At 69.1% G+C, this 17,270-nt stretch carries 14 protein-coding genes and 1 pseudogene; 10 read left to right on the forward strand and 5 right to left on the reverse strand.

What is annotated here, in order from left to right:
- Positions 1-228: 228 nt before the first annotated feature.
- The 4 genes and pseudogenes from ABD901_RS46570 to ABD901_RS46585 all read left to right on the forward strand — a co-directional run.
- Positions 229-531: pseudogene (locus ABD901_RS46570) on the forward strand (acyl-CoA desaturase); the annotation flags it as partial.
- A 280-nt stretch (positions 532-811) separates the two neighbouring features.
- Positions 812-1,810 (forward strand): Acg family FMN-binding oxidoreductase, encoded by a 999-nt coding sequence (locus ABD901_RS46575; protein WP_345138220.1) that lies wholly within the window; start codon positions 812-814, stop codon positions 1,808-1,810.
- 415 nt (positions 1,811-2,225) lie between these two features.
- Positions 2,226-2,390, forward strand: coding sequence for a hypothetical protein (locus ABD901_RS46580; RefSeq protein ID WP_345138222.1), 165 nt, complete (start codon positions 2,226-2,228; stop codon positions 2,388-2,390).
- Positions 2,391-2,473: 83 nt separating this feature from the next.
- A complete protein-coding gene (locus tag ABD901_RS46585) occupies positions 2,474-2,656 on the forward strand; it encodes a hypothetical protein (protein WP_345138224.1) in 183 nt (60 codons plus the stop codon).
- Positions 2,657-3,232: 576 nt separating this feature from the next.
- On the opposite strand, the gene ABD901_RS46590 is transcribed toward ABD901_RS46585, so the two are convergent.
- A complete protein-coding gene (locus ABD901_RS46590; protein WP_345138226.1) occupies positions 3,233-3,583 on the reverse strand; it encodes a glycoside hydrolase family 130 protein in 351 nt (116 codons plus the stop codon).
- Positions 3,584-4,044: 461 nt separating this feature from the next.
- On the opposite strand from ABD901_RS46590, the gene ABD901_RS46595 reads away from it, so the two are divergent.
- From ABD901_RS46595 to ABD901_RS59270, 3 genes are all read left to right on the forward strand, one after another.
- A complete protein-coding gene (locus ABD901_RS46595) occupies positions 4,045-4,701 on the forward strand; it encodes a thiamine pyrophosphate-dependent enzyme (RefSeq protein WP_345138230.1) in 657 nt (218 codons plus the stop codon).
- Between the two features lie 235 nt (positions 4,702-4,936).
- Positions 4,937-5,224, forward strand: coding sequence for a DM13 domain-containing protein (locus tag ABD901_RS59265; protein WP_380131898.1), 288 nt, complete (start codon positions 4,937-4,939; stop codon positions 5,222-5,224).
- A 21-nt stretch (positions 5,225-5,245) separates the two neighbouring features.
- A complete protein-coding gene (locus ABD901_RS59270) occupies positions 5,246-5,647 on the forward strand; it encodes an RNA polymerase sigma factor (protein WP_380131899.1) in 402 nt (133 codons plus the stop codon).
- On the opposite strand, the gene ABD901_RS46610 is transcribed toward ABD901_RS59270, so the two are convergent.
- From ABD901_RS46610 to ABD901_RS46625, 4 genes are all read right to left on the reverse strand, one after another.
- Complete coding sequence (locus ABD901_RS46610; protein WP_345138232.1) at positions 5,589-5,930, reverse strand: fibronectin type III domain-containing protein; 342 nt, start codon at positions 5,928-5,930, stop codon at positions 5,589-5,591. The two genes, ABD901_RS59270 and ABD901_RS46610, sit on opposite strands and share 59 nt — an antisense overlap.
- 298 nt (positions 5,931-6,228) lie before the next feature.
- Positions 6,229-7,383, reverse strand: coding sequence for an AI-2E family transporter (locus tag ABD901_RS46615; protein ID WP_345138234.1), 1,155 nt, complete (start codon positions 7,381-7,383; stop codon positions 6,229-6,231).
- Positions 7,384-7,742: 359 nt separating this feature from the next.
- Positions 7,743-11,687, reverse strand: coding sequence for a family 43 glycosylhydrolase (locus tag ABD901_RS46620; protein WP_345138236.1), 3,945 nt, complete (start codon positions 11,685-11,687; stop codon positions 7,743-7,745).
- Between the two features lie 739 nt (positions 11,688-12,426).
- Positions 12,427-13,356 carry a quinone oxidoreductase family protein gene (locus ABD901_RS46625; RefSeq protein WP_345138239.1) on the reverse strand — a complete coding sequence of 310 codons (930 nt, stop codon included), beginning with the start codon at positions 13,354-13,356 and terminating at the stop codon, positions 12,427-12,429.
- A gap of 211 nt (positions 13,357-13,567) precedes the next feature.
- Between ABD901_RS46625 and ABD901_RS46630 the strand changes: the two genes are divergently transcribed.
- From ABD901_RS46630 to ABD901_RS46640, 3 genes are all read left to right on the forward strand, one after another.
- Entirely contained in the window at positions 13,568-14,230 is a 663-nt protein-coding gene (locus tag ABD901_RS46630) for a GntR family transcriptional regulator (RefSeq protein WP_345138241.1), read from the forward strand.
- Positions 14,231-14,325: 95 nt separating this feature from the next.
- Positions 14,326-15,915 carry an FAD-dependent oxidoreductase gene (locus ABD901_RS46635; RefSeq protein WP_345138243.1) on the forward strand — a complete coding sequence of 530 codons (1,590 nt, stop codon included), beginning with the start codon at positions 14,326-14,328 and terminating at the stop codon, positions 15,913-15,915.
- A 53-nt stretch (positions 15,916-15,968) separates the two neighbouring features.
- Positions 15,969-17,240 carry a cytochrome P450 gene (locus tag ABD901_RS46640; RefSeq protein ID WP_345138246.1) on the forward strand — a complete coding sequence of 424 codons (1,272 nt, stop codon included), beginning with the start codon at positions 15,969-15,971 and terminating at the stop codon, positions 17,238-17,240.
- Positions 17,241-17,270 lie beyond the last annotated feature (30 nt).

Genomic DNA, 17,270 nt, shown 5'->3' on the forward strand with positions numbered 1-17,270 from the left:
GTTGGTCCCGCAGGCGGGCGTGGTTGTGCAGGTAAGCATTGGCTGCGCCGCAGCGGCGGCCGCATGGGCATCTGCTACAGCTGCGTGGCCCGGCTGCGTGTAGGCCAGGTACGTGACCTGCGCACCGGTCGCGAACACGGCGGCGAGGGAGTGGGATTCAAACCTGTGTGTCAGCGGCCGCAGGGCCCGTCGAGATCGACCTGTAAGCGAGCAGTAGGAGACCGTTCAATGACAGCTACCGCACCTGTGCCCGCCGGCGCGACCGCCCATCTGTCCGAGGTCGACATCAAGGAGATCGGCCGCGAACTGGACCGGATCCGCGATGCGGTGATCGCCGGCCTGGGCGACGGCGACGCCCGCTACATCCGCCGTGTCATCACGCTACAGCGGGGCCTTGGAGTCGGCGGCCGGGCATTGCTGATGGCCTCGATCCTGCCGCCGGCCTGGCTGGCCGGCACCGCCTGTCTGGCCGTCGCGAAGATCCTGGAGAACATGGAGATCGGCCACAACGTCCTGCACGGGCAGTGGGAGCCACGCCCCGGTCGCGATCACCACCGTCGACGGCGACCGGGACAACGGGGCTCGTGGACCTGCCGGCGCCGGTAGCCGAATTGACGAGGCCCCCGAACGACCAGCCGGTCAATACGCCCCCGCTGACCGTAAAGGCGTCGAGGAGATCGCTCGACGGCGTACCGTTGAGGCTGTTCGGTCTGCGCCGCAACCTCGTCGCGCTGCGTCGGATGGTGCTGCCCATGCCGGAAGTTCTCAACACCCCGCAACGCGAGGGCCTGGAGACACAACCATGGGTGAGATGCAGCAACCCGCGTCATTGTCGGCCGAGGATGTGTTGTACGAGGCGGCCCGCGTGGCGTGTCTGGCCCCGTCGATCGAGAACTCCCAGCCGTGGCGCTGGCGCATCCGCGGCAACACCCTCGAACTGCACGCGGACCGCTCCAGCCAGTTGACCGCCACCGACCCGCAGGGCCGGTTGATGATCGTCAGCTGCGGTGCCGTCCTGCACCATGCCACCGTCGTGCTCGCCGTCCTCGGGGCCGCGGCCACCGTCGAACGGATCGACGATCCAGCCGACCCGGACCTGCTCGCCAGACTGACGCTCACCGGCCCGCACCGAGTGACAGTCGAAGACATGCGCCTGCATCACGCGTTGCGCACCCGTTGCACCGATCGGCGCCCGTTCCTGGGCATCCGGCCGCTCCCGGACGAGGTGATAGACCTGCTGCGCCAAACCACCGAACCGTTCGAGGTCAGCACGCACGTGTTCGACCCGTTGCAGGTGGGCTTCCGCGCATTCGCCGCACGGTCAGCGGCGACATTCGAGCGACGCGACCTCGGCTACCAGGACGAGATCGCCACCTGGCCGACCCACCGTGCCCCACCGACCCGCGACGGTGTGCCGGCGACGGCGGCCGTCCCGAAGGTGACACGGACCGGGCCGGCACACGACGTCGCTCCCGGCGCGATGCCGGGGCTGGCTCCCGGCCCCGGCGACGACCGGTACACCACCTACCTGGCGTTCGCGACCGCACAAGACACCAGGACGGACTGGCTGCGCACCGGGGAGGCGCTCAGCGCGGTCCTGCTCACCGCCACAACCATCGGGCTGGCGTCGTCGGCGATGAGCGATGTGGTCGAGGTCCCCGGCGCGCGGACGGTGCTGCGCGGGGCGGTCGCACCAGCCGGGTATCCGCAACTGACCGTCCGGCTCGGCGTCAACGAGAGCGCGCCCGCGGTACCGGCGGCACTGCGCCGCTCGTGTGACGAGGTCATCGAGGTTGTCCCGACGAGTTGACCCGTGTCGGATCCCCTCGCCGCTGCCCTCGCTACGGCCGTTCGATGAGCCCGGTCGGCCGGCAGCCACGGTGCGTGGGGCTCGCGCCTTTCGGTCGCATCGATCGACCAGAGCCGCAGGGCAGGTAGGGCGGCCAGGGCTGGCGCGTAGTGGCCGTGTGCCAATCGGCTGTGACATCGCGATTCGCGTGGTGATCTCGGCCTGGGTCAGGTTGTCGGAGAAGATCGACCTGACAACCGACCGCTCGGTGGGCGTCTGCCATCTGTGCGCGTGTCGGTCGTTTCCGGGACGTGTGTGATCGAGTGAACAGGCGTAGGGTGAAGGCGCTGCTCCGGACCCCGGTGGCTGACAGTCCGTCGCTGATGGACGCATCCACTGATCGAGGTCGTCTCGTGCCGATGATGGCCCACCCCGTATGGAGATCCAACACTTCTTCGAGATCTACCAGGATCTCGAACCGGGCAAGACCATCGACGCCGAGCACGGCGTCTGGGCCGACCGCGCCGACGCCGAGGCGGAGGTCGGCCGCTCACGTCGCCGCGCAGTCCGCGCCGCGGCGGTCGTCGACGAGCGGGCGTAGGGTGACGAACGGGCGTAGGGTAAGGGCGTGTCGCCCGGTCCCGGGCGGCTCCCAGGACAAAATCAGCACCCTCGGGAGCAGCCATGACCGTTTCGAAGTCCAGCGTCCTTGCCGTCCTTCGCAGCCGGGGTCAGCATGACCGCGCGGGCTGGGTGGATCGGGTGTTGCCGGAGCACATCGACACGGCCCGCAATGCGAGCCTGCTCGACCTTCTCGCGCTCGACGTGGCCGACCTGACCGACGAGCCGACCTCCGAACCACGGTAGGCGCCTCCCGGCACCTCGCCACCCAGGCGCCACTGCGGCCGGACCCGACCGGCCGGTGGCGACCCTGCGCGCAGACGGCCGCCCACAACGGGTCCATGCCACCGTCAGATCGGCTGCCGTGCGCGCTGCCCGCGTTGCGGCGCCGGAGCGCCCAGGACGTTGTCGGGCTGCGGCGCGGGCCCCACCGTCGCGCGGGATCCGGCTGGGGTGAGCATGTGGGCAAGATCGGGCGTTCAGTTCCATAGTGGACGGATGAAGTCCTCCGATCTGTCGGGAGGGTCGTGGTGGTATCCCGGGCAAGCTACTGCCCGGGATACCACCTACCCCCTTCGAGCAAAGCATTCGATGCAGTCGCAGGGTGCGCACCGGTTGGGGCGCAGCCGGACAGGCCACGATCAATCAAGGCGGAGTCCCGGTCATGTTGATCCTCAGGTGGACGGCGAGCCCGCAACGCCTGCAGGACTCCGCCACCGGGGACCGGGGTGACATGGACACCGTACGCCCCCACGTCACGGATGCATACCGCGCGGACGATGAACACGTGAAGCCGCCGGCGCCGCGGCCGGCAGTCGGTGGTCAAGTCCTGGTGGGCGTTCGAGTCGCTGTCATCGCCGCGATGAGTGTGGCGAGGGTGACGGTGGCGAAGCCGACACGAACGTCGCCGGCGCCGTAGGGCAACCACAGTATGCCGTCGTGGATAAGGCCGCCGCAGGAGTAGACGACGTTGGACGTAGCCGTCGCGTTCGGTCTCGTCGGGGCCAGGAGCGGGCCGGCGAGCTCGGCGATGACGCGCTCGGGGTGGTGCAGGTCGAGCAGCAGCGCCCCGATGGCGTACTGCCGCATCGGGCCGACGCCGTGGGTGAGCACGAGCCAGCCTGCGTCGGTCTCGATCGCCACCCAACGCCCGATCGCCTTCAGCGCAGGCAACGAACCATCTGCTACGCCAGCCTGGGAGACGATCCCATCCTGGTACCTCGTCGGTACCCAGGACAAGATCATCACGCCCGGCGCAGCAACGATGCATGGCCCACCGCGCCGGCTCCCACGTCGTAGAGGTGCGAGCCGGGCACCGGTCCCTCATCTCCAACTCCGGACGCGGTCACCAAGCTCACCATCACCGCAGCACACACGACGGCTGAACCACGTCGCCCGATCGCGTGCCGGTCGCCGTGCGCGGCCGACACGCGACCGGCGATGCCCGCAGTGCTGGTTCTACGAGGCCGCGTGATGGATCTACAGCTGTTGGGCAAGGTCGCGGTCGTCACCGAGGCGGGGTGCGCAGCCCGATCTGCGGCCGCCTTCCCGACCTTCACGGCCGCGTCGCCGTCGTTGGCGTGGCGACCATGTAGGGGGCCGTCCTCGGCGACGCCGGGCTCACCCTGGATGCGTTGCTGGCGGCGCTGGACCGCGACGATCCGCTGAAGGCCGAGGACCAGCGCGTCGACGTCGCGGCCCGGTGGGCGATCTGGCGGGCGGAGAAGGCGCGCCGGGCGGCCGACGATCGTGGCGCGGGCGTGTCGGCGGCGGCGGTGTTCGAGGCACTGTCGCGGCACCTGCCGGCGGACGCCGTGGTGACCGTGGACGTCGGCAACCACGCGTACTCCCTCGGCCGGTACCTCGAGTCGGCCGGCCAGCCGGTGCTCATGTCCGGCTACCTGGGCTCGATCGGGTTCGGCTACCCGGCCGCGCTGGGCGCCTGGGCCGCGACCGGCGGTGCGCGCCCGGTCGTGACGGTGACCGGCGACGGCGGCTTCGGGCAGTACGCCACCGAACTGACCACCGCGGTCAAGTACGGCACCCCGATCAAGCACGTGCTGCTCGACAACCATGCCCTCGGCAAGATCGCCAAGGAGCAGCGGGCCGGGGACTTCCCGGTCTGGCACACCGACCTGGTCAATCCGGACTGGGCGGCGTACGCCCGGCTGTGCGGCGCGACCGGCATCCGGGTGGAGCGCCGAGACCAGCTCGACGCCGCGATGACCGAGCTGTTCGCCGCGGACGGCCCGGCGCTGCTGTGCGTCGAGCAGGACCCGGAGCTGTTGTGATGCGCCGGCGTCGCCGGGTGTGGGCGGCGGTGGTCGCGGTGGCCGTCGTCGCGGTCGGGGTGGCGCTCGCGCTGTTCGAGCCGTGGAAGCTCTGGGTCGACGAGACGGTGGACGAGGCCCCGCCCGTGGCCGTCGCGTCGACGGCGGCGGCCGCATCGCCATCGGTGGGACCGGCGCTGCTGGCGCGGGGCGTGTTCGTCGGCCACGAGCACTCCACGTCCGCTCGGCTCAACTGGTGCAGGCGTCGGACGGGTCGCGGTACCTGCGGCTGGAAGATCTCGACACGAGCAACGGGCCGCAGTTGCAGGTGTGGCTCACCGACGCGCCGGTCCAGCCGGGCAAGGACAGCTGGTTCGTGTTCGACGACGGCCGGCACGTGGACCTCGGGCCGCTGAAGGGCAACAAGGGCAGCCAGAACTACGCGGTGCCGGCCGAGGCCGACCTCACGCAGTACCGCAGCGTCACCATCTGGTGTGCCCGCTTCCACGTGTCGTTCGGCGCGGCCGAGCTGAACCCGCCGTGACGGGCGCTACAAGTGCTGGTCGTGTCCGTCGCCGATGAGGCCCTGCCGGCCGACGCGGTGATCGTGGCCCGGCTGCGGCAGCGCGACGAGGCGATGTTCGCCGCGCTGATCGACGCGTGGTCGCCCGGTCTGCTGCGCGCGGCGCGGGCGTTCGTCGCCGACGAGCACGCCGCGCAGGACGTCGTGCAAGAAACCTGGCTGGGTGTACTGCGGGGGATCGCGACGTTCGAGGGCCGTTCCTCGGTGCGCACGTGGGTGTACCGCATCCTGGCGGCCGTCGCGTGGCCGAGCCGCCCGCGGCCAACCGGCGGGAGGCCGCCAAGCGGCTCGCGCGAGAAACAGACGGGCGGGCGGCCCGCGTCGGTCACCGCGTGGTTCTGGTGGTCGCGGTGTTGGAGTACGCCGAGGTGCCGGTGGTGTTGAACGCCCGCACCCGGTAGGTGTAGGCGGTGTTGCGGGTGAGGCCGCCGTCGAGGAGCGTGGTGGTGCCGGCGCCGACGGTGGCGATTTCGGTGAAGGTCGTGCAGCCCGTGCCCTGGCAGCGTTCGATGCGGTCGCCGGTCTCGTCGTCGACGTTGTCGGTCCAGGTGAGCCGGGCCTGGGTGCGGGACGCTGCGGTGGCGGTGAGCCCGCTGGGCGCGGCCGGTGCCGTGGCGCCGCCGCCCGTTACGGCGGGGTCGTCGCGGGGTCCCTGGAGCGGGGCCACCGCCCTCCGTCGAGGACGGCTCGTGTGGCGCGCACATCGGTGAGCGACAACGGTGGCCGGGTCGGTGGTTCCGGCGGAACGACGGTGGCGCGCTGTGCGGCGGTGAACATGACCGGGCCCCTCTCCCGACCTGCGGCTGCCACCGGATGACCGGCACGGGAGCCTGCAGCTTGCGTCGGCGCGAATCGAACCTTGCCGAGCGGGCTGTCGTCCGTCAAACGGCTGCGGGCGTGCATGTGCCCGCAGCCGTTGATGACAGCCGGATCAGGATGCGATGTGCAGTTCGTTCGTACGCTGGTCACGTCGGCGGCGCTCGAGGCGGATCGTTTGGCCTCGCGCCGGGCTCGTCGTCGTCGGGCGCGGCGGTGGTGGTGGGCCTCTGTTGCGCTCCGACGGCCGGCTCGTTGTTGAGCCGGCCGTTGCGGGTGTTCCAGATGTCCCGGGCCACGATTTGGATGATGCCCGCCACCGGGATGGCGAGCAGCGCGCCGAGGATGCCGGCGAGTTCGACCGCGATCAGGATCGCGACCAGCACGGTGAGCGGGTTCAGCTGGACGGTGCGCGAGAAGACGACCGGCTGCAACAGATGATTCTCGACCTGCTGGTAGATGATGAAGAAGACGATGATGACGATCCCCGCGATCACCGACTGCGTGAAGCCCGCGATGACGCCGACAACGGCGCCGAGCGTCGCGCCGACGAGCGGGATCAGGTCGGTCAAGCCGACGAAGAGGGCGATTAGGCCGGCATAGGGGACGCCAAGGACGGCGAGGACCACGTAGGTGAGCAGCCCGCAGATCACGCTGATGAGCAGGTTGCCGGTGATGTACCCGGTGACCGTCTTCGCGCAGTCGCCGCCGACCCGGCGGATGCGCTGGCCGTGCCGCTCGTCGAACAGGGCCAGGACGCCGTTGGTGACCTTCGGCCCCTTGAGCACCATGAGGTAGGACAGCACGAAGATGGTGACGACTCCGGCGACCCCGGTCACCGCTCCGCGCAGCAAGGCGAGGGTCGGCGCCCCGAGACGGGAGAGGTACCCGCGAAGCTGTTCGCTGTGGGTCTGGACGTAGTTCAGCACGTGGAGGCGCCTGGCCAGGTGACCGATTGGGCCGCGGCCCGCCCGTACGTCGGCGATCGTCTTCGGTAGGTTGTCGGCGAGGTGGGCAGCCTCGCGGGCCAGCGGTAGGACGAGGGCCGCGACCAGGCCGGCGATGAGCGCGAACGCGAGTATGAAAACGATGAGCGTAGCGAGCCAACGCCGCAGCCACCGTGCCCTGCGCTCCACCCAGCTCACCGCGGGGCGCAGCGCCACGGCGAAGAACGTCGCGATCACGATCCACGTGATGGCCTGGCGTGCCTGGTACACGAGCGCCAGCAGCAACCCGGTCGCCAGGACCAGTCCGATGACGACCAGGGTGTACCGTGCGACCGTCTTGTTGTCCAGAACAGCCACCTCTGCGAGTTACCCGGCGGTCCTGCTCGCAAACAGCGGTCCGGAGAGCCCGCCGCGGCTCGCCGGCTCTTCCGGCGGACGTCGGAGTCGGGCAGCGGCGGCCTGCGGGGAGGGCCAAGCAGGCATTGGCGCGTCGTTAGCCCCGCGCTGGCCGTGACCAGGGTGGGACGTCATTGTCGGCACGCGCAAGGTGCTGGCCGCGATCGACACACCATGCGCTGACAGGACACGGCAGATCGGCTCGACCCCGCCGAAGCGTTGCGGTACTCGTCGAGCCGCCCTGCCGTACGCCTGCCCGGGGCTGCGGTGACCCTGGGAGGGCGGACGTCACCGGGGGAGTGTGACGTCCGCCCTCGGACTCAGTGCGTCAGCGGCGGGATGCTCTCAAGGGTCGGTACGACCTTGGCGATGGTTCCGTCGGCGTTGAAGCGCAGGCGATCGATGGTCACCTCGCGGTGGGTGCCGTCGCCGCCCGGAATGGCGAAGCGGTGGTATGCGATGTACCAGTCATCGGTGCCTGGCACCTGGATCATGCTGTGGTGCCCGGTGCCGAGGATGCCGAGCGTGACGTCCTTGGTGAGGATCTCGCCGCGGTTGACGAGCCCGTCCGCCATGGGGCTCGTCGCGGTCGCATAGCCGACGCGGTAGTTCTCGCTGCCGGTGTCGTCAATGGACCAACTGAGGTAGTACGTGCTGCCACGCTTGGCCATGAAGAGGCCTTCGCGGAACCCGGTGAGACCCGTGATGCGCTTGACCTTTCTGGAGTCGAAGGACGTCATGTCGGGGTTGAGCGGCACGACGTAGGCGTTGCCGTTGCCCCAGTACAGGTAGGTCTGGCCGTTGTCATCGGTGAAGATCGCGGGGTCGATCGCCTGGCCGCCATCGGGGTTGGTGGCGATGAGCGGCCTGCCGAGCGCGTCGGTGAACGGGCCGGTCGGGGAGTCGGCGACAGCGACGCCGATCTTGGCATCGGCGCAGAAGTAGAAGTAGTACTTGCCGTTCTTTTCAATCGCGGCCGGCGCCCAGGCTCGCCCGTCGGCCCACGACACGTCCGGGCCGAGGTCGAGGATGGTCGGGTGCTCGGTCCAATGGACGAGGTCCTTGCTCGACCAGGTCTTGAAGGTGGTGCTGGACCAGCCTGGGTATCCGTCCGTGGTGGCGTAGATGTAGTAGGTGTCGCCGAAGCGCACGATGTTGGGGTCGGCGTTGTATCCGGGCAGGAGGGGGCTGTTCATGGCCAATGCCTTGACGGTCCACGCGCGGCTGGTGCCGTCCTCGCTGGTGACCGTGTAGGTGACGGGGTTGGTGAAGTCATGCGTCGAGCCGTTGGCTGGAGTGAGGCGCGCCTCGTCGCTGACGCGGAAGTTGGGTGCGAGCGCGGTCATGTCCGTTCCGGGCTTGACGGGCAGGGTGACGGTGTTCGTGTCGCTGTTGATGATGGCCGGGACCTTGAGGGCGTCGAGCTTGACCGAGCCGATGGCGGTCTCGTTTCCGGCGACGGAGAGCACCTCGCCGGCCGACAGGCCGCGGTTCCATAGCGTGAAGCTGCGTATCTTGCCCTTGAAGTAGTTGTCGGCGGCGTAGAGGGAGCGGCCCAGGTAGTTCGCCGTGGTGATGCCGCCGCCGAGATCGCCCGGTTTGATCGTGACCCCCGTGTTTTCGGCTACCTCGACGCCGTTGTCGTAGAGGCGGGCCACACCGCCGGACAGGGTGTAGGTGATGGTGTGCCAGCTGCCGCGGCCGAGGTCCCGACCTGTGCCGGTGTTTTGCTCGGTCGACCAGTTTCCCGTCGCGATGGCGGTGCGGTACGAATTGCCGGACGTGAAGAGGTAGCCGTTGCCCACACCGTTGGTGGTGTTGCCAAGACCCCAGATGAAGTACGGGGTGGATTGTGCGGGGTCGACCCAGACCTGGGCGGAGACGCTTACGTCGGAGAGACCGGTCAGCAGGTTGTCGGGCAGGTCGACGTGCCCGCTGTTACCGTCGAACGTCATCGCGTCGCTGCCACGGGTGACGCCGCCGCGGATGGTGGCGCTGCGGCCGTTGCCGGAGCTGTCGACGACCGTCGCGCCGCTGCCGCCCGCGAGCCGGTAGTCCGCGATGATGCCCTTCTTGGTGGCCGGCGCTGGTGACGGGCCATGATGAAGACGGTCGAGTTCGGCCTTGCTAACGGGCAGGACGGTGCCGTGTCGTGGGTGGGCCGGCAGGTCGTTGCCGGTCGACATGGTGAACTGCCCGCTCGCGAGGTCGGTGGTCTCGAACGGCACGTAGCCGCGCCCTCCGAACTCGTCGATGAATAGGTACCACTTGTTCTCGGTGTTGCTCTTGAAGATCGTCGGACCCTCACCGCTGGAGATGCCACCGGACGTGGCCGTCGCCTTGCCGATACAGTCCCGGACGAAGTCCCAGTTCGTGCTGCGCAGCTGGGTTGACTTCTCTTCCAGGATGAACTTGCTGCACGGGGTGCTGGAGGTGTTGTTTCGTTCGTCCTTGGTGAAGCGGTAGTAGGCGCCGCCCTGTTTGATGACCGTCGAGTCGATCACCGAGTAGCCGGGGTCGACCCACACCTGGGGCTCGCTGAAGGTGCGAAAGTCGCGGGTCGTCGCGTACATCATGCGGTTGTACGTGTTGCCGGCGTGGGCGGTGTCGGTCGGTGCGTAGAGCTTGGAGGCCCAGAACACGACGTAGGCGCCGATGGTGTCGTCGTAGTAGGCCTCGGGGGCCCAGGTGTTGCCCGCAGTGTCGGGGGAGACCCGCACGTGCCGCTGCTGCGACCAGTTCACCAGGTCGGTCGACTCCCAGACCTCGATGTACTTGCTGCCGGTGCGCTGGCTCGCGTCCCAGTCGCCGTTGCCGTAGATCTTCAGGTCGGTGGCGATGAGGTAGAACTTGTCGCCCTCGGGGCTGCGGATGATGAACGGGTCGCGTACGCCCTGGTCGCCCTCGGTCGAGGTGAGGACCGGGCGGCCACCGTTGAGCTCGTCGTACTTGAGCGGATCGTTGCCGCGGCTTGCCGCGAAGTGGATTTGCTCGCCGTCGGCGGTGCCCTCGCCGGTGAAGTAGGTAAAGGCGTAGCCCTCCAGTAGCTCCTGCTTGGGCAGCGGGAGCACGGTCAGGGTGAAGTTGCGCACGGCGGTGGCCGCACCTTTGGTCGCGCGTACGCTGAGCCGGGCCTTGGCGGCGCTCGATCCGTACGGCGGGCGGGTCACCTCGCCGGTATTGGTGACGATGTCGGGATCCTTGGCGGTCCATGCCAGCGTCACGTCGCGGGCTCCCCGGCTGGGCAGCGTGATGTTGCCGCGGATCGCCTGCTGGTCGTAGATGACGACGGCCGCGAGGGCATTGTCGACCTTCTGCTGGTCGGTGATGTCCTTGACGACGGTGACGGCGAACTCGCGGGTGGCGGTGTAGCCGGCGTAGGACACTGTTGCGGTCAGCGTTACGGTCGCGTTGCCCGATCCCGGGGCGGGACGCGTGACCACACCCGTGTCCGACACCACGGCAGGATTGCTCGACGACCAGGTGATGGTGGAACCGCCGGCACCCGTGGTCGGGAGGCTCAGGTTGTCCGTCACTGCGGACGTGTCACCCACGGTGAGAGCCGCCGCGTCCGCCGCGGCCCGTCCGGTGGCGGTCTGCTCGCCGAGTGCGTGGGCTTCGTCGGTGGTCACGGCGCGGTTGTAGATGCGGAAGTCCCGGACCTGCCCCTTGAGGTACCTGTCGGCGGTGTAGACGGAGCGCCCCAGGTAGTTGGCGGTGGTGGTGCCGCCTCCGATCGAACCAGGGGTGAGGGTGATGCCGGTACTGCGGGCGACCTCGACGCCGTCCTCGTAGAGGACCGCAGTACCGCCGCCAAGGGCGTAGGTGATGGTGCGCCAACTGCCGCGGCCGAGGTTGCGACCCGCCGATACGGTCTGCTCCGTGGACCAGTTACCGCTGGCGATGGAGGCGCGGAAGGCGTTGCCCGTCGTGAACAGGTAGCCGTTGCCGACGCCGTCGGAGCCGGTGTTGCCGAGGCCCCAGATGAAGTAGGGCGTGCTCTGGTCGGTCGCGATGTTGACCTGTACCGAGACGGTGACGTCCGTGAGGCCCCGGAGGACATTGTCAGGCAGGCGGACGTGACCGTCGGTGCCGCCAAGGCGCAGGCCGTCGGTGCCTTGCCAGGTGGCGTCGCCGCTGAGGGTGCCGTTGCCACCGCGGCCCGAGCTGTCGTTGACGGTTGTGCCACTGGTCTGGGTGAGGTCGTAGTGCAGGATCAGGCCCTCGTCGAGCGTGGCAGCCTCACCGGGTGAGGCAAGCGTCACGACCCCGACCAGGGCGGTGGTCAGAGCTGTCAGGCAGGCAAGCACGGGGCGGACCCGACGTCGCGATGGACGCGTCGCCGGTACAGAAAAGGAGAGTGACATCGTCGGACTTTCTCGTGTCGGCCACGGCCGAGGCCGGGCGCCAGCGGCGGGTCATGGAGGGAGGGGTGTTGCCAGAGGTAAATGCGCCCGTTGGGGTGATTGGCGGAGGGCGGGGTGGCGGCGCCGGTGAGCACGCTCGCGCTATTTACGTCGACAGTCCGTATGTGAGCGCTAACATAGGCGGGCTACCCGATGATGTCAATCTCCCTGAAGTTATTTCAGTTCCCGCATAGCGAATGTTTCGTCGTGGATCCACCGTCCGTGTTAGCGGTCCCACTATGATCGATGTAGCGGCACGATGCCCGCCAGGCGTATCCGCTTGTGCATCTTGCCGCCCGGGCCCCCAGACAAGCGGCGTCGGGCCGGACTTGCGCGAGAAGGATGCCCAGCCCGCGAACGTTAGCGTCGAAATTTGAATCGAACCGCCGCAGGATTTCGTCCGGCAGAGGAACCCTCAGCCATCGAATCACGTCCATCGACGGCGGCTGCAATACCGACTACGCCACGTTCTGGTGCTGCCAGGGAGCGGGCTGGGAAACCTAGACCAAGCCCGGTCCCGGTGTCAGGCGCTCTGATCGCGGACGGCGGCGCTGTTCGCTTGGGACGTGCCGGTTCTAGAGATCGCCGGGCGGTTGCATCACGGTTCGTACACCAGGCGGGCGGGACGGTTCCAGGTCCGCTCGATGTCGCGCAGGGGGACGGTCTCGACGTCGATGGTGAGCCGGCTGTCGGCCGCCGCCCGCAGCACCTCCGTGATCGCCGTGGGCCAGGCCGCCGGGTCGCCGCTGCCGACGCCGTGCCCGCTGAGCCGGAGGTTACGGCTGCGCACCAGGGCCGCATCGAACTGGATCGACCCGCTGGCGACCGATCCGATCTGCAGCCATCGCGTCTCGTGCCACGACGGTGTGGCGAGCTTGTCGAGGGCGGCGATCGCGGCGAGCGCGGCCGGACCCCACAGATAGTCCAGCACCAGGTCGACGCCGTCGGGTGCGGCCCGCCGCAGACCGTCGGCAAACCCCTCGCCGAGTTCGGCGGTCGCGTCGGCGCCGAGTGCCTGGCAGCGCTCCAGCCCCGCGACGTTCCGGCCGGCGGCGATGACCCGCCCGGCGCCCTTGAGGCGCGCCGCCTGCACCGCAAGCGACCCGGCGATGCCCGTGGCGCCGAGTACGAGCACCGTGGCGCCGGGCACGAGGTTGGCGGTGAGCGGCAGCCAGGACGACTGCGCCGGGTTCACGATCGCCGCAGCGACGGCGGAGCTCAGCCCGTCGGGGACCGCGATGCCCGGCGGCCGGACGGCGGCGAACTCAGCGAGCATGCCGTACGGCGGCCTCAATCCGCCGGCGTAGACACGCTGACCCTCGGGCAACCGCACGACGCCGTCGATGCCAGGCACGAACGGCGGCCGTGCCGCGCTGCTGTAGTGCCGGCCGGACGCGATCGACCGGACGATCTGGTGCACGGCGCTCGCCTCCACGCGGGCGAGCACCGTGCCATCGGCGACCGCCGGATCGGGGAACTCCTCGTAGCGCGGCGGTGAGGCGAAATCGTGGACGACGGCCGCGTACATGGTGGTGCTCCGTTCGATCGTCAGTGAAGGGAATGGGTCAAAAGACGGCGACGGGTAGACCGTCTGCTGTGGCGGGTTCGTTCGGCCGGACGCGGTCGATGCCTCCGGCGGTGAGGTGTACCTGCATCTCATCAACCTTATTGTCGACAAGTCAATAGAATGTCGAAATTTTGGCGAGCAGAATTTCGAAATTTCGACTAGAGTGGCGCTGGTGTCTGTTGTGGGGAGCACCCGCGCCGGGTCCGTGTACGACCAGCTGCGCGCCGACCTGTTGACCAGCCGGATCCTGCCGGGTACGAAGCTGAAGCTCGTCGCGCTGGCCGAGCGGCACGAGGTGAGCATGTCGGTGATCCGCGAGGCGCTCAGCCGGCTGTCCGCCGAGGGCCTCGTCGTAGCAACGCCGCAGCGCGGCTTCCGAGTCATCTCGCTCAGCGACGGTGACCTGATCGACCTGACCAACACCCGCGTCGACATCGAGTGCCTCGCCGCGCGCCGCGCCGTCGAGCACGGCGATCTGGCCTGGGAAACCGGCTTGGTGGCTGCCCATCACGCGCTCGACCGCACGCCGACGCTCCTGCCTGACGGCGGGGTCAACGAGAACTGGATCGACTGCCACCGCGACTTCCACTCCGCGCTGCTCGCCGGCTGCGGCAGCCCCCGGCTGCAGGGCATCGCGGCGGCGCTGCGGGACGCGGCGGAGCTGTACCGAGTGTGGTCGCAGACGCTCGCCCACGACGACACCCGTGACATCGCCGCCGAACACCGGCAGCTGACCAACCTGGCGGTCGCGCGGGACGCCGACGGGCTGACCGCGGCGCTGGCCGCGCACATCCAGCGCACCACCGACGCCCTGCTGCGCCACACCCAGCAGTGAGCAGGCACGGCAATGCGCTGGAGCGTGGGCCGGCCGCTCGGCTTCGTCCACGTCGGGTGAGGTGGTGGTACGAGATATGGCCCTAGCCTTTGGCTATGAGGCTGGTGGTCGATCTGACCCGGTGCCAGGGGTACGGGCAGTGTGCCTTCGCTGCGCCGGAGGTGTTCCGGATGCCCGGCGATGAAGCGCTGGTGTACGAGCCGAACCCTGGCGAGGAGCAGCGGGAGAAGGTGCTGCGTGCGGCGGCGTCGTGCCCTGTGCGAGCCATCGTGCTCGATTATCAGACGCGCGAGACCGTGGCCGCGGCCAAGACCCGGGCGAGAGAGGTTGCCACCGGAGTCGAGCGGATCGTCATCGTCGGTGCTTCATTGGCGGGGCTGCGGGCCGCGGACACGCTGCGCCGGGAAGGTTTCACCGGTTCGCTGACGTTGATCGGTGACGAGCCGTACGAGCCTTACGATCGGATCGCGCTGTCCAAACAGGTATTGACCGGATGGGTGCCGGCGCAGCATACGGCGTTGCCCCGCAGCGGCTCGCTGGATGCGCAGTGGCGGCTGGGGCAGCCGGCGGTCGGGCTGGATCGGCGCAACAAGCGGGTGCTGCTCGCCGACGGCGAGCAGGTGGCCTTCGATCGGCTGTTGATCGCGACCGGCGTGCGTGCCCGGCCGTGGCCGAACGCCGATGAGGCGGCGCTGGACGGCGTGCACACGGTCCGCAGCCGCGACGACGCCGCCGGACTGCGGCAGCGGCTGGCCGCCGACCCGGGGCACGTGTTGGTGATCGGGGCCGGGTTCATCGGCTGCGAGGTTGCCTCCGACTGCCGGGAGTTGGGCCTGCCCGTCACGGTGGCAGACCGGGGACCAGCACCCTTGGCCGGCGCGTTGGGCGCCGCGATCGGCCGGGTCGCGGCGCAGATGCAGCGCGACGCCGGCGTGGATCTTCGGTGCGGGGTGTCGGTGCACGCGTTGGAAGGCGACGCGGACGGTCGGCTTCGCCGGGCGCGGCTGTCGGATGGCAGCACGCTGGACGTCAACGTCGCGGTCGCGGCGCTGGGTGCGAAGCGCAATGTCGAATGGCTCTACGGTTCCGGTTTGGCTGCCGGTCAGTGGGGTGTGGCCTGCGACGCGGGGTGTCGCGCGTTCGACGTCAACGGACTGGTCACCGACGACATCTTCGTCGCCGGGGACGTGGCGCGCTTTCCGCAGCCGGTCTACGACTACCAGTTCATGGCCCTGGAGCACTGGGGCAACGCCATAGACCAGGCCGAGATCGCGGCGCACAACATGATCAGCGCCGGTCCGGATCAGTGGCCGCACATCGCCTTGCCGGTGTTCTGGTCCACGCAGTTCGGCACCGAGATCAAGTCGATCGGGGTGCCCACCTACGCCGACGAGGTTGTCGTTGCGCAGGGATCGACGGACGACCGCCGGTTCGTGGCTGCTTACGGCCGCCGGGGGCGGATTACCGCCGCGGTCACCTTCGACCATGGGATGTGGCTGGAGTTCTACGGCCGGCTGATCGAGCAGGCCGCGCCCTTCCCGCCGCGGTTGCGCACCGTCGACCAGCCCTCGACCCGGCAGCCGGTGCCCGCCGAGGTACGGCCGGAGCCGTCCCCCCAAGCCACGGTGGTGCTCACCGGCCACCAGCCCAGCGAGCGCCGCGCCGTGCTCGTGCACGGCGGCTGAGTGTCGGGCTGAGTGTCGCAAGACCCGTGGAGCAACCGTGGAAGGAAGCCGTCATGGCAACGGCCAGCGTCTTCGAGCAAGTTCTGGACTACACCAACCGGGCCGATCCCTACCCGCTCTACCGGCAGTTGCGGACGACACCGGTCGTACGCGAGGCCGACGGCAACTACGTCGTCAGCCGGTACCGCGACATCGTCGCCCTGCTGCATGACCCCCGGACCAGCTCGCGGGACGTGGTGAAGCTGGGCGGCTTCATCTCGACCGACCCGCCGGAGCACGACCACATGCGGCGGCTCATGAATCGACACTACGGCCCGCCCGAGACACCCGACCGGATCGATCGCATGGGGCCTGACCTCATGAATATCGTCACCGGATTGATCGACAGCTTCACCGGCAGGACCGAGGTCGATCTGGTGGACGACTTCGCGTACCCGCTCCCGGTGACGGCGATCTGCCGGCTGCTCGGCGTGCCGGTGGAGGACGAGCCCCGGTTCCACGTCTGGGCCGACGCCATTGTCGAGGGCCTCGGCCCGCAAGCCCAGGGGTTCGAGGAGGCGCGTCGGCACGCCGATGACGCCTTTGCCGAGATGGGTCAGTACTTCGCCACATTGATCGACGCCCACCACCAGCTACCGGGCGAGGATCTGCTGTCGGCGATGGTCACCGACGACCGTACATGGGAGGGGATGTCGCGTGCCGCGTTGCTGTCCAACGCCTCCCTGCTGCTGATCGCCGGCCACGAGACCACGGTCAACCTCATCACCAACGGCATGCTGACCCTGCTGCGCCACCCGGACATGCTCGATCGGATCCGCCAGGAACCCGACTTCGTCATCCGCACGGTCGAGGAACTGCTGCGCTACGAACCGCCCGTGCACATGCTGATTCGGAAGGCACTGGACGACATCGAGGTCGCCGGCACCACGATCCCGGCCGGCGCCACGATGCAGCTGGTCCTTGCCTCCGGCAGCCGAGATCCCGACCACGTGCGTGATCCGGACCGGTTCGACCCCGACCGGCACGACCTGGAGCGCATGGACTTCAGCCCGGAAGAAAGCCAGCACCTGGGCTTCGGCGGCGGCGTCCACCACTGCTTCGGCGCACCGCTTGCCCGGCTGGAGACCCAGATCGCGCTCACCGAGCTGGCCCGGCGGCTGGAGAATCCCCGCCTGCTCGCCGACCCGCCGCCATACCGACCCAATCCCGTCCTGCGCGGCCCACGGCACCTACCCGTCGGGTTCGACCATGTCCGCTCAGCCCAGGAACTCGGCATCCTCGGGGGTCGGGCGCCCACGAAAGTGGCAACCAGGCAACACGGGTAGGGCGAGCACCCGTGCGACGCGTCATCCGAT

Origin of the sequence: Dactylosporangium darangshiense, assembly GCF_039537565.1 — a bacterium.
Taxonomy (GTDB): Bacteria; Actinomycetota; Actinomycetes; order Mycobacteriales; family Micromonosporaceae; genus Dactylosporangium; species Dactylosporangium darangshiense.

Bases quoted from the DNA above. Each gene is read 5' to 3' on its own strand.
- ABD901_RS46575 (WP_345138220.1), top strand. From the start codon at position 812: ATGCAGCAACCCGCGTCATTGTCGGCCGAGGATGTGTTGTACGAGGCG.
- ABD901_RS46580 (WP_345138222.1), top strand. From the start codon at position 2,226: ATGGAGATCCAACACTTCTTCGAGATCTACCAGGATCTCGAACCGGGC.
- ABD901_RS46585 (WP_345138224.1), top strand. From the start codon at position 2,474: ATGACCGTTTCGAAGTCCAGCGTCCTTGCCGTCCTTCGCAGCCGGGGT.
- ABD901_RS46625 (WP_345138239.1), bottom strand. From the start codon at position 13,356: ATGTACGCGGCCGTCGTCCACGATTTCGCCTCACCGCCGCGCTACGAG.
- ABD901_RS46635 (WP_345138243.1), top strand. From the start codon at position 14,326: ATGAGGCTGGTGGTCGATCTGACCCGGTGCCAGGGGTACGGGCAGTGT.
- ABD901_RS46640 (WP_345138246.1), top strand. From the start codon at position 15,969: ATGGCAACGGCCAGCGTCTTCGAGCAAGTTCTGGACTACACCAACCGG.